Source organism: Mesorhizobium sp. M3A.F.Ca.ET.175.01.1.1 (assembly GCF_004791945.1).
In the GTDB taxonomy this organism is placed as follows: Bacteria; Pseudomonadota; Alphaproteobacteria; order Rhizobiales; family Rhizobiaceae; genus Mesorhizobium.
The window spans coordinates 266,190-285,565 of sequence record NZ_SRTP01000005.1; the positions used below are offsets into that span (position 1 = coordinate 266,190).

Genomic DNA, 19,376 nt, shown 5'->3' on the forward strand with positions numbered 1-19,376 from the left:
TGGTTTGAAGGGCAGGTGGAGCCCGCCTTCGAGGGCCGCTGAAGACCCAGGACTAGCGGTGTAGGACGCCAACATGATGGTTGCGTGACAGAGGCTGCGGGTTGCTGATGTTAATGGAAGGCGACGGGTGTCGGCGGATACTTGCGCGGCAGGGCAGCTCAGACCCCGGTGACGAAACCGTCCAGCACGCGTTTCTGGCCGGCTTTGTCGAAGTCGATGGTCAGCTTGTTGCCGTCGATGGCCGCGATGTTGCCGTTGCCGAATTTCTGGTGGAAGACGCGGTCACCGAGCTTGAAAGGGGACGGGGTGTCGGCCACCGATTTGGCCACCAGTTCGCCCTCGATGGTGCGGCCCTTGACGCTGGTGCGGCCGGCGCCATAGCCGGAGTCTGTTTCGCCATAGCCGATGCGTTCGACCTGGTGGCCGGAGCGCGTGCCCCAGTTGCGGTCGGTCGCCTCGGTGCGGTTCGCCTGCGCGCGCTGCCAGCCGGGGGTCGCATAAGTGTTGGAGAAGCTGCCCGATTTCTCGGTGCCGATATTGTCGAAACGCGAGGCGCCATAGGGATTTTGCCGGCCGCCGCCGCGGCCGGAGGCGAAAGAGCCGCCGCCGTAAGGGTTGCCATAACCGCCGTAGCTGCTGCCGCTGTCGGCGACATCGACATGGGTTTCCGGCAATTCGTCGAGAAAGCGCGACGGGATCGTCGATTGCCACAGCCCATGGATCAAGCGGTTGGAGACGAACCAGATGTGCAGGTTCTTCTTCGCCCGCGTCAGGCCGACATAGGCAAGCCGCCGTTCTTCCTCCAGCCCGGAGCGGCCGCCCTCGTCCAGCGCGCGCTGGTGCGGAAACAGGCCTTCCTCCCAGCCGGGGAGGAAGACGGTCTCGAATTCGAGGCCCTTGGCCGAATGCAGCGTCATGATCGACACCGCATCGAGCGACTCGCCCTGCTCAGCCTCCATCACCAGCGCGACATGCTCGAGGAAGGCGCGCAGCGACTCGTACTCCTCCATGGAGCGGATCAGCTCCTTGAGGTTTTCCAGCCGCCCGGGCGCCTCGGCCGAGCGGTCGTTCTTCCACATGTCGGTGTAGCCGCTCTCCTCGAGGATGGTCTCGGCGAGTTCGGTATGCGGCGTCGTTTCCAGCGCCTTTTGCCAGCGCTCGAAATTGGCTGCGACCTCACGCAGCGCCGCACGCGGCTTCGGCTTCAGCTCGTCGCTTTCGGCGAGTGTTGCGGCCGCCTCCAGCATCGGGATGCGCATGGCACGCGCCGTGTCGTGGATCTGGCGGATGGTGGCCTCGCCGAGGCCGCGCTTCGGGACGTTGACGATGCGCTCGAAGGCGAGGTCGTCACCGCTGTTGGCGACGACGCGGAAGAAGGCCAGCGCATCGCGGATTTCCAGGCGCTCGTAGAAGCGCGGGCCGCCGATGACGCGGTAGCTCAAGCCGAGCGTGATGAAGCGCTCTTCGAAGGCGCGCATCTGGAAGGACGCGCGGACCAGGATCGCCATGTCGTTGAGGTTGTGCCGATTGCCTTCTCTATCGGGGCGCTGATAGGCCTCGATGGTCTCGCCGATGGCACGCGCCTCTTCCTCCGAATCCCAGGCCGCATGGACATGGACCTTGTCGTCCTCGGGATCGTTGCGGTCGGTGAACAGCGTCTTGCCGAAGCGGCCCTCATTGTGGGCGATGAGGTGGGAGGCGGCGCCCAGTATGTGCGCGGTCGAGCGGTAGTTGCGCTCCAGCCGGATGATGGTGGCGCCAGGGAAATCCTTGTCGAAGCGCAGGATGTTGTCAACCTCGGCGCCGCGCCAGCCATAGATCGACTGGTCGTCGTCGCCGACGCAGCAGATATTTACGCTCACGGGCTGTTCCGCGCCTGCCGGCGCGGGCCCTCTGCGGGGGCCTCGCAACGGCTCGGACGCCCGGTCGGGCTTGCGGCCTTCGGCCGAAATATCCCACTCATCGCTGCGGGCTAACGGTTCCTCTTCGGGAACGGGTGGTCTGTAGTGACCGCCCTCTGTTCTATCGATAGTCGACTTCGTAGCGCCCGGTGTGCGGCCGCCCGGAGTCCCATTTCTCGAAGTTCCTGGCCTTTGCGCCAGCAGGCGCAGCCACATGTACTGCGCGGTGTTGGTGTCCTGGTACTCGTCGACCAGGATGTATTTGAACTTGCGGTGATAGTCCTTCAGCACGTCCGGATAGGCGCGGAAGATGCGGATCGGGTGATAGAGCAGATCGCCGAAGTCGCAGGAATTCAGCGTCTGCAGCCGTTCCTGATAGGCCCTGTAGAGCTGGCGGCCCTTGCCGTTGCCGAAGCTGCGTGCATCGCCTTCCGCAATCTCGTCGGGGCCGAGACCCTTGTTCTTCCAGTTGTCGATCATCTGGGCGAACTGCTTGGCCGGCCAGCGCTTGTCGTCCAGCCCTTCGGCCTGGATGATCTGCTTGATCAACCGCACCACGTCGTCGGTGTCGAGGATGGTGAAATCGGACTTCAGCCCGGCAAGCTCGGCATGGCGGCGCAGCAGCTTGACGCCGATCGAGTGGAAAGTGCCGAGCCAGGGCATGCCCTCGACATTCTCGTCGCCGATCAGCAGTCCAATGCGCTGCTTCATCTCGCGGGCGGCCTTGTTGGTGAAGGTGACGGCCAGAATTTCTGAGGGCCAGGCCTTTTTGGTGTTGAGAATGTGGGCGATGCGCGTGGTCAGGACGCGCGTCTTGCCGGTGCCGGCGCCGGCCAGCACCAGCACGGGACCTTCGGTGGTTTCGACCGCCAGCCGCTGCTCGGGATTGAGGCCGTTGAGATAGTCGGGCGCGCGATTCTGCGCGCTGCGGGCGGCCATGGCGCGCGCGGCAATGCCGGACGGGGCCGCGGGCCGCGCATTCGGTTCGTCGAAGAAGGGCATATCTTCCGAAAAGCCGGGCATCACCCCGAATGTAGTGATTCGGGAGCGAAAGGCTAGAAGTGTCTCCGTTTTGTTCTATTTCTCCTTGTCCCACGCCAGCTTGACAGCCGTAGCTTGCGAGAGAAAGCTGCCGGCTGGGCAGGGACGGCGCCGTTGCTGGCGTGCCGCCGCAGGCGCGCAAACAGTCGAAGGAGTATCATCTTGGCTGTCACCTTCACCTCCGTCGTCCTTCTCCTCATCGGCCTGGCGGTTGGCGGTGGCGGCATTTGGCTCGTGACGCTGGGCGGCAGCTGGTATTACCTGATCGCCGGGCTCGCCTTCGTGGTCACCGCCTGGCTCATTTTCCGGCGCAGCTCGGCAGGGCTGTGGCTCTACGCGGCGATCGTGCTCGCCACGCTTTGCTGGGCGGTGTGGGAAACCGGTTTCGACTGGTGGCAGCTCGGCCCGCGCGGCGGCGTCATCGTCCTCATCGCGCTGTGGCTGCTGACGCCTTGGGCAAGACGGGGCTTCACCGGTCCGGACGGACGCGCGCCGCTCATCCTGGCGGTGCTCGCATCGCTGGCGGTTGCCGGCTATTCGATGACCGCCGACCCCAAGGATATCGGCGGAACGCTCGGCACAGACAAGGTGACGCCGACGGCCAATCTCGGCGGCGATATGCCGGCGGGCGAATGGCACTTCTACGGGCGCACGCCGTTCGGCCAGCGCTATTCGCCGCTCGACCAGATCACGCCTGACAACGTCGCCAGGCTGCAGCCGGCCTGGACCTATCGCACCGGCGATGTGAAAGGTCCCGACGACATCGGCGAAACGACCTACCAGGTGACGCCGCTCAAGATCGGCGATGTGCTGTTCATCTGCACGCCGCACAATTTCGCCATCGCCGTCGATGCGGCGACCGGCAAGGAGAAATGGCGCTACGATCCGAAGATCAAGCTCGATCCCAACCGGCAGCACCAGACCTGCCGCGGCGTATCCTACTACGCCGACCCCAAGATCGCGGCGGGGCAGCCTTGCGCAAGCCGTATCTATCTGCCGACGTCCGATGCGCGGCTGATCGCGCTCGACGCGGCGAACGGCCAGGTGTGCCCGTCCTTCGCCGAAGGCGGCACGCTGAATCTGATGGCCAACATGCCCTATCCGAAGTCGGGCTACTACTATTCGACATCGGCGCCGCTGATTGTCGCCGGCAAGATCATCGTCGGCGGCGCGGTCAATGACAATTATTCGACGGAGGAGCCGTCGGGCGTCATCCGCGCCTATGACGCCGGCACCGGCGCTTTGCTGTGGAACTGGGATTCCGGCAACCCGGACCAGACGGCCCCGCTGCCGGCAGGGCAAGACTACACCAACAACTCGCCCAACATGTGGTCGACGCCGAGTGCCGACGAGAAGCTCGGCCTGCTCTACGTGCCGCTCGGCAACCAGACTCCCGACCAGCTCGGCATGGGCCGCAGCGCCAATGTCGAGAAATTCTCCTCCTCGATCACGGCGCTCGACCTCAACACAGGACAATTGCGCTGGGTGCGGCAGACCGTGCATCACGATTTGTGGGACATGGACGTTCCGGCGCAGCCGATACTGGTCGACATCACGACGCAGAGCGGCGAGGTGCCGGCACTGGTCGGGCCGACCAAGCAGGGCGACATCTATGTGCTCGACCGGCGCAGCGGCGAGCCGATCGTGCCGGTAAAGGAAGTGCCGGCGCCGGGCGGTGCGATCGAGGGCGACCACACCTCCCCGACGCAGCCTGCATCCGATCTCTCCTTCAACCCGAAGGCGCTGACAGGGGCCGACATGTGGGGCATCACCATGTTCGACCAGCTGGCGTGCCGGATCGAGCTCAAGAAATTGCGCTACGAGGGGCGCTACACGCCGCCCTCGCTGCAAGGCTCGCTGGTCTATCCCGGCAATTTCGGCGTCTTCAACTGGGGCGGTGTCGCGGTGGATCCGCTGCGGCAGGTGATGTTCGGCATGCCGACCTATCTCGCCTTCACCTCGAAGCTCATTCCGCGCGCGGAGGTCCCCCCGCCGGGCGACAACGCCAAGGGCAGCGAACAGGGGCTCAACCGCAACGAGGGTGCGCCTTACGCCGTGGTCATGGGGCCGTTCCTGTCGCCGCTCGGCATTCCGTGCCAGGCGCCGCCCTGGGGCTACGTCGCCGGCGTCGACCTGAGGACCGGAAACATCGCCTACAAGCATCGCAACGGCACCGTCTACGACATGACGCCGCTGCCACTGCCGTTCAAGGTCGGCGTGCCGGGCATTGGCGGACCTATGATCACCGCCGGCGGCGTCGCTTTCCTAGGCGCAACGGTCGACGATTTCCTGCGCGCCTATGACCTCACCAGCGGGCGACAGCTCTGGAAGGCAAGGTTGCCGGCGGGCGGGCAGTCGACGCCGATGACCTACACGGTCGCCGACGGTCGCCAGTTCGTCGTCATCGTCGCCGGCGGCCACGGCTCGGTCGGCACCAAGCCTGGCGACTACGTGATGGCTTATTCACTGCCGCAGTAGGCTACATCAGAGGCCGAGATGGCCCCTGAGGCTGGGCACCTGGCCGAGGACCTGGTTGGTGAGATCGGGTCCGGCGGCTGCTTCGGCCTGCTTGATCAATGTTTCGCCGGCCTGGCGGATCTGCGCCATGTCGAGCCCGGATGCCTTGAGCGCGGCGACGCCGTTGATGAGCGCACCGGCCTTTTCGCCGAGCACGCCGCCAAGCGCGCCCTGCAGCGACGACAGCAGGCCGCCGCCCGAACCGGCCGCACCAGCGGCCATCACATCATATTGCTGCGCCAGCGCGCCGGCGCCAGGGATCTTGTCGAAGAAAGACGAAACGCTGGTGCCTTCGGCTTCGTATTCGAGAACGGAAAAAATAGTGCCCACGACCTTTTCCGTAGTCGCCTGGTCGAGGCCTGCCTTTTGTGAAACCGTGTTGACGATGTCCTGGACGTTCATGGAGCTTCTCCTTTCGTCGCCGATCGGACCGCGCATGTGGCAGCTTCCCGTCCCATTGTGACAGCACCAACAAGGCTTTCGGAAATGACCAAAACGTGATGAGCCCCAGCATGCTCATCATCGTCTGGACCATGCGTGCGTCGACCCTATCTTGCGCACGAAGCCGTGCAAAAGCCGAGGAGAGCCATGACCGAACCCGTCGCCAAGCCCGTCATCACCCAGGCCATGATCGACGCCTATGACGAATACACCCATCTGACGCTCGACCGGCGCCGTTTCATGGAGCAACTGACGAAGCTGGCGGGGTCGGGCGCGGCGGCCGCCGCGATCGCGCCGATGCTGGCAGCGAATTCGGCGCAGGCGGCGATCGTGGCGGACAACGATCCGCGCGTTAAGGGGCAGGACATCACCTATCCCGGCAGCAGCGGCGAGATGAAGGGATATCTGGTCAAGCCGGCGGGCCAGTCTGGAAGGCTGGGCACGGTCATCGTCGTCCACGAGAACCGTGGCCTCAATCCGCATATGCGCGATGTCGCACGGCGCGTGGCGTTGGAAGGTTTCGTCGCGCTGGCGCCGGATTTCCTGTCGCCGCTTGGCGGCACGCCTGCCGACGAGGACAAGGCCCGCGACTTGTTCACCAAGCTCGACGCCAAGCAGGTAACGGCCGATGGCGTTGCGACCGTCGCCTATCTGAAGGGCGACAAAGACGGCAACGGCAAGGTCGGCGCGATCGGCTTTTGCTGGGGCGGCGGCGCGGTGAATGCGCTGGCCGTCAATGCGCCGGACCTCAGCGCCGGCGTCGCCTATTATGGCATGCAGCCCAAGGCCGAGGATGTGCCCAAGATAAAGGCGGCGCTGCTCCTGCATTATGCCGGACTGGACGAGCGCATCGACGCCGGCATCGACGCCTATAAGAAGGCGCTCGATGCCGCGCATGTCGAATACACGCTCCATGTCTATGAAGGCGTCAATCACGCTTTCAACAACGATACCTCGGCCGCGCGCTATGACAAGAAGGCGGCGGACCTGGCCTGGGCGCGCACGATCGCCTTCCTGAAGGAGAAGCTCGCCTGACGGGCAAGCCGGCGAACTACGCCTGCAATGGTTTGTGAACGGCGACGCCTGTCACCACCAGCATGATGCCCAGACACTCGATGAGGCTGGGAACCTGCCTGAGCACGAGAACGCCGATCAGGGTCGCGGTGAGCGGCAACAGCGAGAGCATGAGCGCGAAGCTCGCCCGCGGCAGCTGCGCCATGGCGAGCTGGTCGCAGATATAGGGGATGACCGAGGAGCAGACGCCGACGCCAACGGCGGCGAACAGCAACTGCGGGGCCGAGAAGGCCGGCAGCGCCTCGCTGAACCCGATGGGGAACACGACCAGGAAAGCGATTGCCATGGCCGCGCCGAGGCCGGCGATGCCGGTACCGGTCTGGGCGAGGCGATGGCCGATGACGATGTAGGCGACAAAGAGTGCGCCGTTGAGGAAGGCCCAAAACAGGCCGACCGGATCGCTCGACCATTTGACGTCGATCAGCAGCAAGGTTCCGGCGACGGCGATGGTGAGTGCCAGAAAGTTGCGTTGGCTTCTCAACCCGACAAGCGCCACACCGATCGTGCCGACGAATTCGATCGCGGCGACCAGCGAGATCGGCAAGCGGTCGAGCGCCAGATAGAAGGAGCAGTTCATCACCGCCAGGCAGGCGCCGAAGGCCAGCAGGAGGAGGCGTGCTGAGCGGTCGGCGTGAGCGAACACTCTCCATGGCTTCGTCAACGGCATGAAAACGAGCGCGGCAGTGGCTATGCGCAGCCAAGCCATGCCGAGCACGCCGACCTGGGCGAAAAGCAGCACGGCGAAGGCCGGCCCGAGATAGTGGAACACGGCACTGACGCAGAACCAGACATGCGGCGGCAGCGCATCGGACCAACCGCTGCGGGCGGGACGCGGGGCATCCCCCTCGCGGGTGATAACGTTTGCGGCGGGCACTTGCCCTTGCGGTTTCATGCGATCATTATCGCAGGTAGAACTGCCGATCATATGGGTCATGAAAGGCTCCTCCACCCTAATCCTGCATCGAAGAAAGTTAGTTTTCCTGAAACGCCTTCGAAATGAAAACACCGATCTGGACCGCGCGGATCTGAAGATCCTGCGGCTCCTGGAAAAGGATGCACGGACCAGCACGGCCGAGTTGGCGCGGGCCGTGGGGCTCTCGGCGCCGAGCGTGGCCGAGCGCATCCGCAAGCTCCAGGAGAGCGGCGTGATCGAAGCCTATACGGTAAGGATCAATCCGGCGGCGCTCGGCATGAAGCTCTCGGCCTGGCTCAGGATCAGGCCGGTACCGGGGCAGCTCTCGATCGTGACGGAGATCATCCGCGAGCTGCCGGAAATCGCGCAATGCGACCGGGTGGCCGGCGAGGACTGCTTCATCGCGCTGGCGCATGTCGGCTCGGTCACGGACCTCGAGCGGGTGATCGACAGGATCATTCCCTATGCGATGACTAACACCGCGATCATACAGTCGTCGCCGGTCGAGCCGCGCTCGCCGCTGGGCATTCTGAAGGAGGGTTAAAAGAATTCAGGCGTGACCGCGCTTCATGCGGGCCTGTTTCAGGATCGCACGCCAGCGGATCATCTCGAAGGGAATCGGCTCGTTGTTGTTGGCAATGTGGAAGATCTCGTTGTTGACGTTCTTGAGCGATCGCCAGAAATCATAGTCGGTGATGCGCGGATCGGCCGCCAGCCGCTCCACCTCGACCTTGATGTCGGTTTTCATGCACTTTCCTCGAACCGCATTTCCGCCCTGCCGCCCGCGCAAACCCGATCAGGTCCCTTCTCGAACGCCCCGCTGAGTCGCTCAACGCCCCGATCGGCTTGTTCACGTTAAAACCTTGGTAAGGTTAACGCGGGCGCCGGGGGCCTTCAAGCGCTCTTGCGTTTGATGCCGATCGAGCGGCCGGCCCGCTCCGGCATCGGCAGCGCCGCATGGGCTGCGCGCATGGCTTCGATCCGGGCGAGCACGTCGGCCGGGAAGGGAGCGACTTTCGGCCCCGACATGTCGACATGCAGCGAGAGCGATTCGGACGTTGCGGCCAGCCAGCCGTCGACATGGCGGATTTCCTGATAGGCCCGCAACCGCTTCTCGTCGTGGTCGATGAGCTGGAACGAGACCTTGACCTTGTGGTCGAGATGCAACTCCTGCACGTAGCAGACATGGACCTCCGCGGTGTAGATGGTGAGGCGGCGCTCCTTGGCGTAATTCGGCCCCATGCCCATCAATTCGAAGGCCTCGTCCGAGCAGCGGTCGAACAGCACGTTGTAATAGGCCATGTTGAGATGGCCGTTGTAGTCGATCCAGTCCTTCTCGATGTCCATGGCTCGCGAAATGAACGGGGCAGGGATCGTCATCTGGTCTTCCTTGATTGTCGCTGGACAGGGCCTAACTGGTGAGGTTCTCGTCGTTCTGCGCAATTCCGCACGGAAACCGCTTCACACTTTTCCTTGAGTTGCGTTGTTATGCGGCAATTCCGGACGGAAAACCGCTTCACACTTTTCCTGGAATTGCTTTAGGCATCATCCATAGCTTCATGACAAGCGTTGGCACTGGTCCATTCGCGGAGGAATCCATGGCTTTGAGCGACCTCAATCCTGTCGAGCGCAATGAGGAGGGCATCGCCGCGGTGCTCGGCATCCTGAAGCAGCAGTTCGGCGAGCGCTTTCAGACCGGGGAGGCGATCCGCAGCCAGCATGCTCACACCACGACCTATATCCCGACCCAGGCGCCGGACGGAGTGGTCTTCGTCGAGACGACTCCGGAGGTGCAGGAAATCGTGCGCGCCTGCGCGGCGCATCGCGTGCCGGTCATCCCCTTCGGCATCGGTTCGTCGCTCGAGGGCCACACCAATGCGCCGGGCGGCGGCGTCTCGGTCGATACCTCGCGCATGAACCGCATCCTCGCGGTCAATCCGCAGGACCTCGACTGCACGGTCGAGCCCGGCGTGACGCGCGAGGATCTCAACCGGCATTTGCGCGACACCGGCCTGTTCTTTCCCATAGATCCTGGCGCCAACGCTTCCCTTGGCGGCATGGCGGCGACGCGCGCCTCCGGCACCAACGCCGTGCGTTACGGCACGATGCGCGAGAACGTTCTGTCGCTGACCGCCGTCATGGCCGACGGCGAGGCGGTGACCACAGGCAAGCGGGCGAAGAAAAGCTCGGCGGGCTATGATTTGACGCGGCTTCTGGTCGGCTCCGAAGGCACGCTCGGCATCATCACCTCGCTCACGCTTCGGCTGCAGGGCATTCCGCAGGCGATCTCCGGCGGCGTCTGTCCGTTCCCAAGCCTGGAGGCGGCCTGTAACACGGTGATCGCGACCATCCAGATGGGCATTCCGGTGGCGCGCATCGAGCTGGTCAATGCGCTGCAGATGCGTGCCATGAAGGCCTATTCGAAGCTCGACTATCCAGAAAGCCCGTGCCTGTTCGTGGAGTTCCACGGCAGCGACGCCGGGGTTGCCGAGCAGGCCGAAACATTCGGCATGATCGCCGAAGAGCAAGGCGGCGGATCGTTCTTGTGGACCAGCGTCGCCGAGGAGCGGACGAAGCTGTGGAAGGCGCGGCACGATGCCTACTGGTCATCGCTGACGCTGCGTCCCGGCGCCAAGGGGCTGTCGACGGATGTCTGCGTGCCGATCTCGCGGCTGGCCGAATGCGTGACCGAGACCGAAGCCGACATTGCCGAAATGGGCCTGATCGCGCCGATCGTCGGCCATGCCGGCGACGGCAATTTCCATGTGCTGGTGCTGATGGATACCGACAGCCCGGAAGAAATCGCGCTGGCGGAAAAATTCGTCGCCAGGCTGAACATGCGGGCGATCGCCATGGAAGGGACCTGCACCGGCGAGCACGGCGTCGGCCAGGGCAAGATCGGCTTCCTGCGCCACGAACTCGGCCATGGCGTCGACGTCATGCGCACGATCAAGCAGGCGCTCGACCCGTTCAACATCATGAACCCGGGCAAGATATTGCCGGGAGCCCGTCAATAGAGATGTCAGAGGCGGAAAATCTGGCGCCGATCGACCTGCCGCTATCCTCGGCAGGCGCTCCATTGCCGCATGTTTTCGCGGTTGAAGGGCGGCTGTTGATCGCCTATATCGTCAGCGTCCCAGATCGGGGATTCGACGGCACGAATGCGCGTTCTGTTTCGCCTTCGACCCGCGGTCAGTCCGTCGCGATCCTGACGGCAGATCCCTATCTCGCCGTTCAATTCGGGCCGCCGAATGACGAAGCCTTGAGCGGTCATCGTCTCTACGGACTTGGGCTGCAGCCGTATTCCGCGTTCGAAGTCCGAAATTCCTCGTGGATAGGATCCCTCGAAAAAGCAAACCGGGTTCACCCGTCGCACATGCCTGAGCTGTTCTCAGGCTACCGGCATTTCATCCTGACATTTCACGATTCAACGCTTGAATTTGTCGCCAAAGATTTCGCGGTGAGCCTTCGCAGGGGGGCGATACTGACGGCCTTGATGGAGATCATCGGTCACAATGTTTCGGCGGACCGCGTCAAACCAACTGGATTTTTCACACGGCTTCTGCGACGCGGTTGATCAGCGGTTTCGCTTGTGCTTCATCGCGCTGCCGTTTGGTCGCAAGCGTTCGGCGACCCGCTAGACGCATCGCTGCAATATCTTCTGGACCGCCACAGGGACGCCCACGGTTTGCCCGCCGACCCCGCCGAATTGCCTCTTTATCGACACGCGGATGCAGGTAGAGTGCGGCTGACTTAACCCGACGCATTGGAGCCGATGCTCGCTCGTCTGTTCGTGATCTTCGGTGGACTTTTCGTGCTGGTGCTGTGCGCGGCGCTGGTGGTGCCTTATTTCATCGACTGGACCAGCTACCGCGCCGATTTCGAGCGCGAGGCGAGCGTCATTCTCGGCCGCAAGGTGACGGTGAAAGGCGACGCGACGGCTCGGCTTCTGCCATTCCCTTCGGTGACGTTTTCCAATGTCGAGGTTGCCGGCGGTCCTGGGGGCCAGCCGGCCATGACGGTCGAGACCTTCTCGATGGATGCCGAGCTCGCGCCGTTTCTGCGCGGCGAGCTGCTGATCTTCGACATGCGGCTGGTGCATCCGAAAGGGACCATAGATGTCGCCGCCGACGGCACGGTCGACTGGGCGATACGGCCCTCGACGCCTTTCGATCCCGGCCAGATCGCGATCGAGAAGCTGACGGTGACCGAAGGGCAGATCGAGCTGCGCCATGCCGCCGGCGGACGCAGTCATCTGATCTCCGAGATCAACGCGGCCGTTTCGGCGAAGTCGCTTGCCGGGCCATGGCGAATGGACGGCTCGCTGCGCTTCGACGGATTGGGCGCGCAAGTCAGCGCCTCCACCGGCAAGGTGGAGGCAGACGGCCGGATGCGACTGCGGCTGAAGGCCAACCCAGCTGGCTACCCGATGGTCGTCGAGAGCGATGGCAATGCCGGCATCGTCAAGGGCGCGGCGGCCTATTCCGGCCAGTTCAAGATCACGAGTTCCGACAACACTGGCACCGACGGCAACACGGCCGAACTACGCGGCACCGATGGCGAGCCGGTCAAGGTCAGCGCCGGCAAGCCGGACCCGGGCTTTCGCATCAACGGCAAATTCGCGCTCAATCACCAAAAGCTCGGAATCGACGAATTCCGTTTCGAAACCGGTCCGCTCGACAATCCCTATACCGCCGACGGCAAGGCTTCCGTCGATCTTGGTCCAAAGCCGCGCTTTTCGATTGAGGCGAGCGGCGCGCAGGTCCAGTTCGACGAGGCGGTGGGGGCAGCGGCCGGAACCGGGCTGACGCTCGACCAGCGCATGGCGGGCCTCGAGCAAACGCTGCTGCACATGCCGAAGCCGACCATACCCGGCACCGTCGAGGTCAGGCTGCCGGCGGTGGTGGCGGGCGACACCACGGTCCGCGATGTGCGGCTGTCGGCCGAGCCGGTCGAGGGTGGCTGGTCGGTGAAGTCGCTTGCGGCGACGCTGCCGGGCCGGGCGACGCTGGAGGCGGACGGCATGCTGAGCGTCGAGGATCATTTTGGCTTTGAGGGCTCGCTGCTGCTTGCCGTCGGGCAACCGTCCGGCTTTGCCGCCTGGCTGTCGAAGGACGTTGACGATGCGATCCGGCGGCTGCCGGCGGCGGGGTTCCATGCCAAAGTCGACCTCAGCGAAAACCGGCAGACCTTCAGCGATCTCGAACTGGTTCTCGGCAAGGCGAGATTCTCGGGCAGCATCGATTCCAGCCAGCCCGACGGTGCAAGGCCCTCTGTGCTGATGCGGCTGGAAGGCGGCGACCTGGACGTCGACGGGCTGGCGGCCTTCGCCTCGATCTTCGTCAGCGACAAGGGGGCCAACCGCTTCTCGGACCGCGACCTCGATTTCCAGATCAGGGCGGGCCCGGTCAGCGCCGGCGGGCTGACGGCCGACACCGTGGATACGGCGCTGCGGCTGCGCCAAGGGCTGCTCGAGATCGACAGGCTTTCGGTCGGCGGGCTTGCCGGGGCATCGATCAGCGCCACCGGCCGGGTCAAGGATTTTCCGGAAAGCCCCACCGGGAAGCTCGACGCTTCGGTTGTGGCGGTGGACCTGAAGCCGCTGATCGACGTAGCGGCGCAACACTATCCCGGCAATGCAGTGCTGAAGGGCCTGGCGGCCAGGGCGGCGGCCTACCCCGAACTGTTCCAGGATGCCCGTATCGATCTGCTGACGAGCGCCGCCGACAATGGCGATGGCACGACCGGGCTGGCCTTGAGCGCACAAGGCAAGGCCGGCGGGTCCGCCTTTTCGGCTTCGTTGTCCGGCAAGGGAACCGCGGACCGGCTGCTCGATGCGCCGGTCGCGCTCACTTTCAACGCCAGGAATGCGAACGCCACGACGTTGCTGGCGCTCTACGGCCTGCCGGCGCTGCCGCTCGGCATGCTCGGCCAGGCAACCACCGATTTGTCGGCGAAGGGCACGCTGGGCGGTGGCCTGGCGACCAGCTTCAGCCTGACGGCCGACGACTTCAGGGTCGGCTTCCTGGGCACTATCGCGGACCCGCCGCAAGGCGCAATCGCCAAGGGCAAGGTCAGCCTTGACGCCGCCGATATCGAGCCTTGGCTGATGACGACCGGCATCGGCCTGCCCGGCATGGGGACCGGAACCTCGACATCGCTTGCGGCCGATGCCGATTTCGCCAACGGGCTGCTGGTGCTGAGCAGCCTCAACGGCTCCATCAACAAGTCGGCGGTTTCCGGCGATGTGAATGTCGACGTCAAGGACGGGTTGCCGCATCTGGCTGGCGCTCTGGCGCTCGATGAGCTTGATCTCGATCCTCTGGCGGTTTCCCTGTTCGGCGATCAGTCTTTCATGGCCGCCAAGGGCGGCTGGCCGGCAGCGCCTTTCAGCCAGAAGTCCAGCCTGCCGTTCAGCGCCGATCTCGATCTCGACACGGCAGCCCTTGCCGCCGGACCGTTCGCCATGGCCCGCGACGCCTCATTGACCCTCAAGCTCGACAGCGAAGGCATCCGTGTCTCGGATCTTAAGGCCAAACTCTATGGCGGCGAACTGACCGGCCTGTTCGAACTGAAGAACACCGACGGGACCGGGCTGTTTTCGGGGCAGATGAAACTCGCCGGCGGTGATCTCTCCGCGGTCTTGCCTGAGACCGGGATCAACGGAGCCGCCGACATTTCGGCCTCGCTGTCGACCAGCGGCAAGTCGGTCGATGCGATGATCGCCGCCTTGTCCGGGTCGGGCACCGCAGCGCTGAAAGGGCTGCACATCGCCGGCATCAATCCCGATGCCTTTGCCGCCATCATCGCCAAGGCCGACGTCATCGGCCGCGACATGGACGCGGCCAGGACCGCCGGTTTCGCGCCGCAGATCGTCGGGGACGGCAATTTCGCCGCAGGCGACGCGGAGATCGCTTTCACCGTAGCCGGCGGTGTTCTGCGAGCGCCGCCGATCAGCCTCGACAATCCGGCTGCAACGTTGTCGGCCGACGTTACCGCCGACCTCGTTGGCGGCAGTGTCACAGCCAACGGCACGATCCACTACCGGGCCGGCGACGAGGCGATGGTGGGATCAGAGCCGTCGATGAATTTCAGCGTTGCCGGACCGCTGGGCGCAACGGCGCGTCAGTTCGACAGCGAGCCGCTGGCGCAGTTCCTGACGCAGCGTGCTCTGGAGAAGGAACAGCAGCGCGTCGAGGCAATGCAGGCGTCGCTGCTCGAGAAGCAGAGGCTGCGGCGCGAGGCGCGCTATTACGCGGCACTGCAAACCGAGCGCGAGCGGGCGGCGGAGGAACTGCGCCGGCAGGAAGAAGAGGCGCGGCAGAAGGCCGAGGCTGAAGCCAAGGCCAAGGCCGAGGCCGAGGCGCAGGCAAAGGCAGAAGCCGAAGCGCAAGCCAAGGCCGAGCAAGAAGCGAGGGCCAGGGCGGAGGCTGAAGCCAAGGCTCAAGCAGAGGCGGAGGCGCAGGCAAGGGCAGAAGCCGAAGCCAAAGCCAGGGCGGAGGAAGAGGCGAGGGCCAAGGCAGAAGCTGAAGCCAAGGCTCAGGCCGAGGCGCAGGCAAAGGCAGAAGCCGAAGCCAAAGCCAGAGCGGAGGAAGAAGCGAAGGCCAAGGGGGCCGCCGACGAGGCCGCGAAAGCCCAGGCCGCGGCGGATCGCAAGAAGGCCGAGCAGGCCAGGCTTGAAGCCGAGCGCAAGGCCGCTGAGCAGAAGCCGAAGGTCGACCGCTCGCTTCCCGGCGTCAACGACGATTCCGCTCCAGTGCTCCCGAAACCCAATGCCAATCCATTCACGATCGAGAATCTGCTGAAGTCGCTGGACGGCGGATGACGGCGGTCGCTTCGGACGGCTGCGGCGTTCGCCGCCTCCCGGCCATGGCGCTCAGGGCTGCTCCCGGCGAGAGAGCAGGCGCCGCAACATGGGCTCGATGCGCGAAAGCTCGTCGAGATGCGCGGCCGACAAATCGGCAAGACGGTCGTCGGCAAGGGGGGTGAGCTGCAACAGCACGCGGCGATTGTCGGCCTTGTCCTGATCGCGCGTAACAAGACCGGCCTCGCAAAGCCGGTTGACCAGTTCGACCGCACTGTGATGGCGGATGCGCAACCGCTCGGCCAGATCGCCGACCGTCACCGGCCCGCCACTGGGGTAACCCTTGATCGCCAGCAGCGCCTGGTGCTGGCGGGGCGTGAGCCCGGCCTCATTCGCCTGAAGCTGGCTGAATTCCAGAAAGCGGCGGATTAGATAGCGGAACTCCGACAGCCGCTGGTATTCGGCCTGGCTGATCGAGGGGCGCGGCTTTTGCGAATGCGTCATACCCCGACTTATGGCTCTTTTGCGCCAAAGCTCAACTCTTATGAAGGCCAGGGCCTGGCGCGATCCATGTCCAAAATGACGCGGAGCGATGGTCGAAAACAGCCTTGAAGAATTATATCGTATTACGATATGAAGCCGGCCGACAACCGGACGGCACTTGCGCCGCCAGAAAGCTCAGGCTCCCGAAATGAAAACGTCTCACGCCGGAAACGGCCATCTTCGCGACTTCACCACCGATGCGCGGGTGCTCGTCATCGCCGCCATAGCGGTCGTGGTCGCGACCGCCGGGCTGTTCGCCGGCATCGTGCTGTTGAAGCTCATCCGGCTCTCCACAAACATTGCCTATTTCGGCCAGTTCAGTCTGGCCGAACTCAGGCTTGAGGACACCCCGCTCGGCTATGGCGCCGTGATCGTCCCGGTGATCGGCGCGCTGATTATCGGGTTGATGGCTCGTTTCGGCAGCGAGAAGATCCGCGGCCATGGCATTCCCGAAGCCATCGAGGCAATCCTGCTCGGCCGCTCTCGTCTCGATGCCAAGGTGGCGGTGCTGAAGCCGCTGTCGTCGGCGATCTCGATCGGCTCGGGTGGACCGTTCGGCGCCGAGGGCCCGATCATCATGACCGGTGGCGCCATCGGTTCGCTGATCGCGCAGATGCTCCCGGTCAGCGACAATGAGCGCAAGACGCTGCTGGTGGCGGGTGCTGCAGCCGGCATGACGACCGTGTTCGGGACGCCGATCGCCGCCATCATGCTCGCCGTCGAACTGCTCCTGTTCGAATGGACGCCGCGCAGTTTTATTCCTGTCGCCGTGGCGGCGATCATCGCAGAAGTAGAGCGCACCTTGCTGCACCTGCCGGGGCCGATTTTTCCGTTTGCGGGCAGCATGGAAGCTTCGGTCGCCGGGTTGGGCGGCTGGGTGCTGATCGGCATCGCCGCCGGCCTTCTTTCGGGCTTGCTGACGCAGATGGTCTATGCCTGCGAGGATGCGTTTCAAAAACTGCCGATCCACTGGATGTGGTGGCCGATGATCGGCGGCCTGGTGGTCGGCATCGGCGGGCTGATCGAACCGCAGGCGCTCGGCGTCGGCTACGACAACATCGTCAACATGCTGGATGGCCGTATCGTCGCGGGCGCCGCACTCCTGCTGCTCGTGGTGAAGGCCATCATCTGGTCGGTGGCATTGGGTTCTGGAACATCGGGCGGCGTGCTGGCGCCGCTGCTGATCATGGGCGGCGCGATGGGAGCAGTGCTTGCCGGCATCCTGCCGGAAGCGACGCCGGGCTTCTGGCCGCTGCTCGCGATGGCAGCGACCATGGGCGGCACCATGCGCGCGCCCCTCACCGCGACGTTCTTCGCGGTCGAACTCACCGGCAACACTCATATGCTGGTGCCGCTGATCGCGGCTTGCGCGACCGCCCATGCCGTCACCGTTCTGCTGATGAAGCGCTCGATCCTAACCGAAAAGGTGGCGCGGCGCGGGCATCACCTCGTCCGCGAGTATCGGGTCGATCCTTTCGCGCTGACCAGGGTGCGCGAAGTGATGACGACCGAGGTCGAGAGCGTGCCGTCGACCATGACGCTGCATGGCGCGGCGGCGTTCCTGACCGCGCCGCACACCAGGCACCCGAGCTTCCCGGTCATCAACCAGGACGGGCATGTGCTCGGCCTCATCGACCCGCCGGCGATCCTGCGCTGGCGCCGCGCCGGCAAGCACCGCAAGACGACCCTCGGCGAACTGCTTACCGGCAGCAAGGTCACGCTCGCTTATCCCGACGAATATCTCGAAGGATTGTCCGACAAGCTGCTCCTGGCCAATGTCTCGCATCTGCCGGTCGTCTCGCGCGATGAGCAGCGGCTGGTCGGCTATGTCGGCTGGAAGGACCTCATGCGGGTGCGCTCGAAGAAGCAGGCTGAAGAGCGCGAGCGCTCAGCGTTGCTCAGCTTCGGAGCCAAGCGCAAGGCGCGACAGAGCGCCGGCGATCCAGTCTAAGGCGCACGATCTTTCAGATTCGCTCCATGCGCTTTAGGTTTTTGATTCTACGCATCTCTTTGTCCCGAAACCGTTCCCTCTTTCGGGAGACATGTTAGAGCTGCTCAAGGCGGCTTGCCCCCGCGCTTTGCCCAGGCCAGCACATAAAGCCGCAGCGCGGAGGAGAGATTGGCGTCGCGCGTTCTCGTTTCGTCGATTTCGGCTACAAGCGCTGCCAGCGAGATCGAACGCGCCCCCGCGATGGCGACAAGATCGTCGTAGAACGGCTGCTCCAGAGAGAAGCTGGTGCGGTGGCCTCGGATCGTCACCGAGCGTTTTTCGACCGCAGCCATTCGAGGTGCTCAGCGTTCGCCGGGATCGCCGGGCTTTTCGCGGCGATGGCCGTCCATGAACTTTTCGACTCTGTCTGAAGTCAGCCGGTCACGTTCGCGCTCGGCCTTGGAGCGGCCATGCAGCGTCCTGTTCCGGCCGGCTTGGCGTTCTTTCTCGATCCGCGCTTTCTGCTTGCGGGCTTGGCGAAGGTTGACGACGTCGCCCATTGCGCAGCCCGTCCGTTCACTTCTTGCGAAAGGCGTCGAGCGAAACCACGTCGGCGCTCTTGCCGCCCGGATCGGCGACGGCCGTCTTCTTCTCGGCCTCGGCGGCCTTCTTCTTCGTTTCCGGCTTCTTTTCAGCAACCACGGCGACCGGCTCGGGCGGCGTGGGAGCCTCGTCCTCAGCGCTTCCTTCCGACCTGACGTCAAACTCAAGCTCGAAGTTGACCGACGGATCATAGAAGCCGCGCACGGCGGAAAACGGAATCTCCAGCCTTTCCGGAACGTCGGAGAAGGAGAGGCCGACCTCGAAGCCGGTGTCCGTCACTTTGAGATCCCAGTACTGGAACTGAATGACGATGGTCATCTGCTCCGGATATCGCTCCCGCAACCGCGAAGATATGCGCACGCCAGGGGCGCCGGTCAGGAAGGTGATGAAGAAATGATGATTGCCCGGAAGGCCGGTGCGTGCGACTTCCGCCAGAACCTTACGCATGACGCCGCGCAATGCCTCCTGGGCGAGAATGTCGTAGCGGATGTGGTCGTCGGCCATGTGGTGGTCGGGTTCCGTTGAATCGTCCCCATAGCTGTAATCAAGCTTGGGCGCGGCGTAAACCGGATATAGGCGCGAAGCGTTCAGGCCAAGGGGGGACGCGGT

General features: G+C 64.3%; 16 protein-coding genes. 7 read left to right on the forward strand and 9 right to left on the reverse strand.

The window, feature by feature from the left end:
• Positions 1 to 158: 158 nt before the first annotated feature.
• Positions 159 to 2,924, reverse strand: coding sequence for a UvrD-helicase domain-containing protein (locus tag EN818_RS14950; RefSeq protein ID WP_095808151.1), 2,766 nt, complete (start codon positions 2,922 to 2,924; stop codon positions 159 to 161).
• Between the two features lie 180 nt (positions 2,925 to 3,104).
• Between EN818_RS14950 and EN818_RS14955 the strand changes: the two genes are divergently transcribed.
• Positions 3,105 to 5,420: a glucose/quinate/shikimate family membrane-bound PQQ-dependent dehydrogenase gene (locus EN818_RS14955; RefSeq protein ID WP_095808150.1), complete on the forward strand. Its 2,316-nt coding sequence runs from the start codon at positions 3,105 to 3,107 to the stop codon at positions 5,418 to 5,420.
• 6 nt (positions 5,421 to 5,426) lie between these two features.
• Here EN818_RS14955 and EN818_RS14960 read toward each other — a convergent pair whose 3' ends face one another.
• The gene (locus tag EN818_RS14960; RefSeq protein WP_095808249.1) at positions 5,427 to 5,861 is read right to left on the reverse strand and encodes a hypothetical protein; all 435 of its coding nucleotides are present in this window, start codon (positions 5,859 to 5,861) and stop codon (positions 5,427 to 5,429) included.
• A 186-nt stretch (positions 5,862 to 6,047) separates the two neighbouring features.
• Here EN818_RS14960 and EN818_RS14965 point away from each other — a divergent pair, with 186 nt between their 5' ends.
• Positions 6,048 to 6,935, forward strand: coding sequence for a dienelactone hydrolase family protein (locus tag EN818_RS14965; protein ID WP_095808149.1), 888 nt, complete (start codon positions 6,048 to 6,050; stop codon positions 6,933 to 6,935).
• 16 nt (positions 6,936 to 6,951) lie between these two features.
• On the opposite strand, the gene EN818_RS14970 is transcribed toward EN818_RS14965, so the two are convergent.
• Positions 6,952 to 7,776: a DMT family transporter gene (locus tag EN818_RS14970; RefSeq protein WP_095808248.1), complete on the reverse strand. Its 825-nt coding sequence runs from the start codon at positions 7,774 to 7,776 to the stop codon at positions 6,952 to 6,954.
• Between the two features lie 178 nt (positions 7,777 to 7,954).
• Here EN818_RS14970 and EN818_RS14975 point away from each other — a divergent pair, with 178 nt between their 5' ends.
• The gene (locus EN818_RS14975) at positions 7,955 to 8,431 is read left to right on the forward strand and encodes an Lrp/AsnC family transcriptional regulator (RefSeq protein WP_095808247.1); all 477 of its coding nucleotides are present in this window, start codon (positions 7,955 to 7,957) and stop codon (positions 8,429 to 8,431) included.
• Between the two features lie 6 nt (positions 8,432 to 8,437).
• Here the strand turns inward: EN818_RS14975 and EN818_RS14980 are convergent, their stop codons facing one another.
• Positions 8,438 to 8,635: a hypothetical protein gene (locus tag EN818_RS14980; protein ID WP_095808148.1), complete on the reverse strand. Its 198-nt coding sequence runs from the start codon at positions 8,633 to 8,635 to the stop codon at positions 8,438 to 8,440.
• Positions 8,636 to 8,781: 146 nt separating this feature from the next.
• On the reverse strand, positions 8,782 to 9,267 hold the full coding sequence (locus tag EN818_RS14985) for a thioesterase family protein (protein ID WP_095808147.1): 486 nt from the start codon (positions 9,265 to 9,267) through the stop codon (positions 8,782 to 8,784).
• 218 nt (positions 9,268 to 9,485) lie between these two features.
• On the opposite strand from EN818_RS14985, the gene EN818_RS14990 reads away from it, so the two are divergent.
• The 3 genes from EN818_RS14990 (at position 9,486) to EN818_RS15000 (ending at position 15,712) form a co-directional block, all read left to right on the forward strand.
• Positions 9,486 to 10,904: an FAD-linked oxidase C-terminal domain-containing protein gene (locus EN818_RS14990; RefSeq protein ID WP_129553872.1), complete on the forward strand. Its 1,419-nt coding sequence runs from the start codon at positions 9,486 to 9,488 to the stop codon at positions 10,902 to 10,904.
• Between the two features lie 2 nt (positions 10,905 to 10,906).
• Complete coding sequence (locus EN818_RS14995) at positions 10,907 to 11,464, forward strand: hypothetical protein (RefSeq protein ID WP_095808146.1); 558 nt, start codon at positions 10,907 to 10,909, stop codon at positions 11,462 to 11,464.
• Between the two features lie 198 nt (positions 11,465 to 11,662).
• Positions 11,663 to 15,712, forward strand: coding sequence for an AsmA-like C-terminal region-containing protein (locus EN818_RS15000; RefSeq protein WP_095808145.1), 4,050 nt, complete (start codon positions 11,663 to 11,665; stop codon positions 15,710 to 15,712).
• 51 nt (positions 15,713 to 15,763) lie between these two features.
• Here EN818_RS15000 and EN818_RS15005 read toward each other — a convergent pair whose 3' ends face one another.
• The gene (locus tag EN818_RS15005; protein WP_095808144.1) at positions 15,764 to 16,195 is read right to left on the reverse strand and encodes a helix-turn-helix domain-containing protein; all 432 of its coding nucleotides are present in this window, start codon (positions 16,193 to 16,195) and stop codon (positions 15,764 to 15,766) included.
• Positions 16,196 to 16,382: 187 nt separating this feature from the next.
• Between EN818_RS15005 and EN818_RS15010 the strand changes: the two genes are divergently transcribed.
• Positions 16,383 to 18,185: a chloride channel protein gene (locus EN818_RS15010; protein ID WP_095808143.1), complete on the forward strand. Its 1,803-nt coding sequence runs from the start codon at positions 16,383 to 16,385 to the stop codon at positions 18,183 to 18,185.
• Between the two features lie 104 nt (positions 18,186 to 18,289).
• Here the strand turns inward: EN818_RS15010 and EN818_RS15015 are convergent, their stop codons facing one another.
• Genes EN818_RS15015 through EN818_RS15025 form a run of 3 tightly spaced genes read right to left on the reverse strand, consistent with a single transcriptional unit; the run spans position 18,290 to position 19,271 of the window.
• Entirely contained in the window at positions 18,290 to 18,517 is a 228-nt protein-coding gene (locus EN818_RS15015; RefSeq protein WP_095808142.1) for a ribbon-helix-helix domain-containing protein, read from the reverse strand.
• Positions 18,518 to 18,526: 9 nt separating this feature from the next.
• The gene (locus EN818_RS15020) at positions 18,527 to 18,724 is read right to left on the reverse strand and encodes a DUF4169 family protein (RefSeq protein WP_095808141.1); all 198 of its coding nucleotides are present in this window, start codon (positions 18,722 to 18,724) and stop codon (positions 18,527 to 18,529) included.
• Between the two features lie 16 nt (positions 18,725 to 18,740).
• Complete coding sequence (locus tag EN818_RS15025; RefSeq protein ID WP_095808140.1) at positions 18,741 to 19,271, reverse strand: SspB family protein; 531 nt, start codon at positions 19,269 to 19,271, stop codon at positions 18,741 to 18,743.
• Positions 19,272 to 19,376 lie beyond the last annotated feature (105 nt).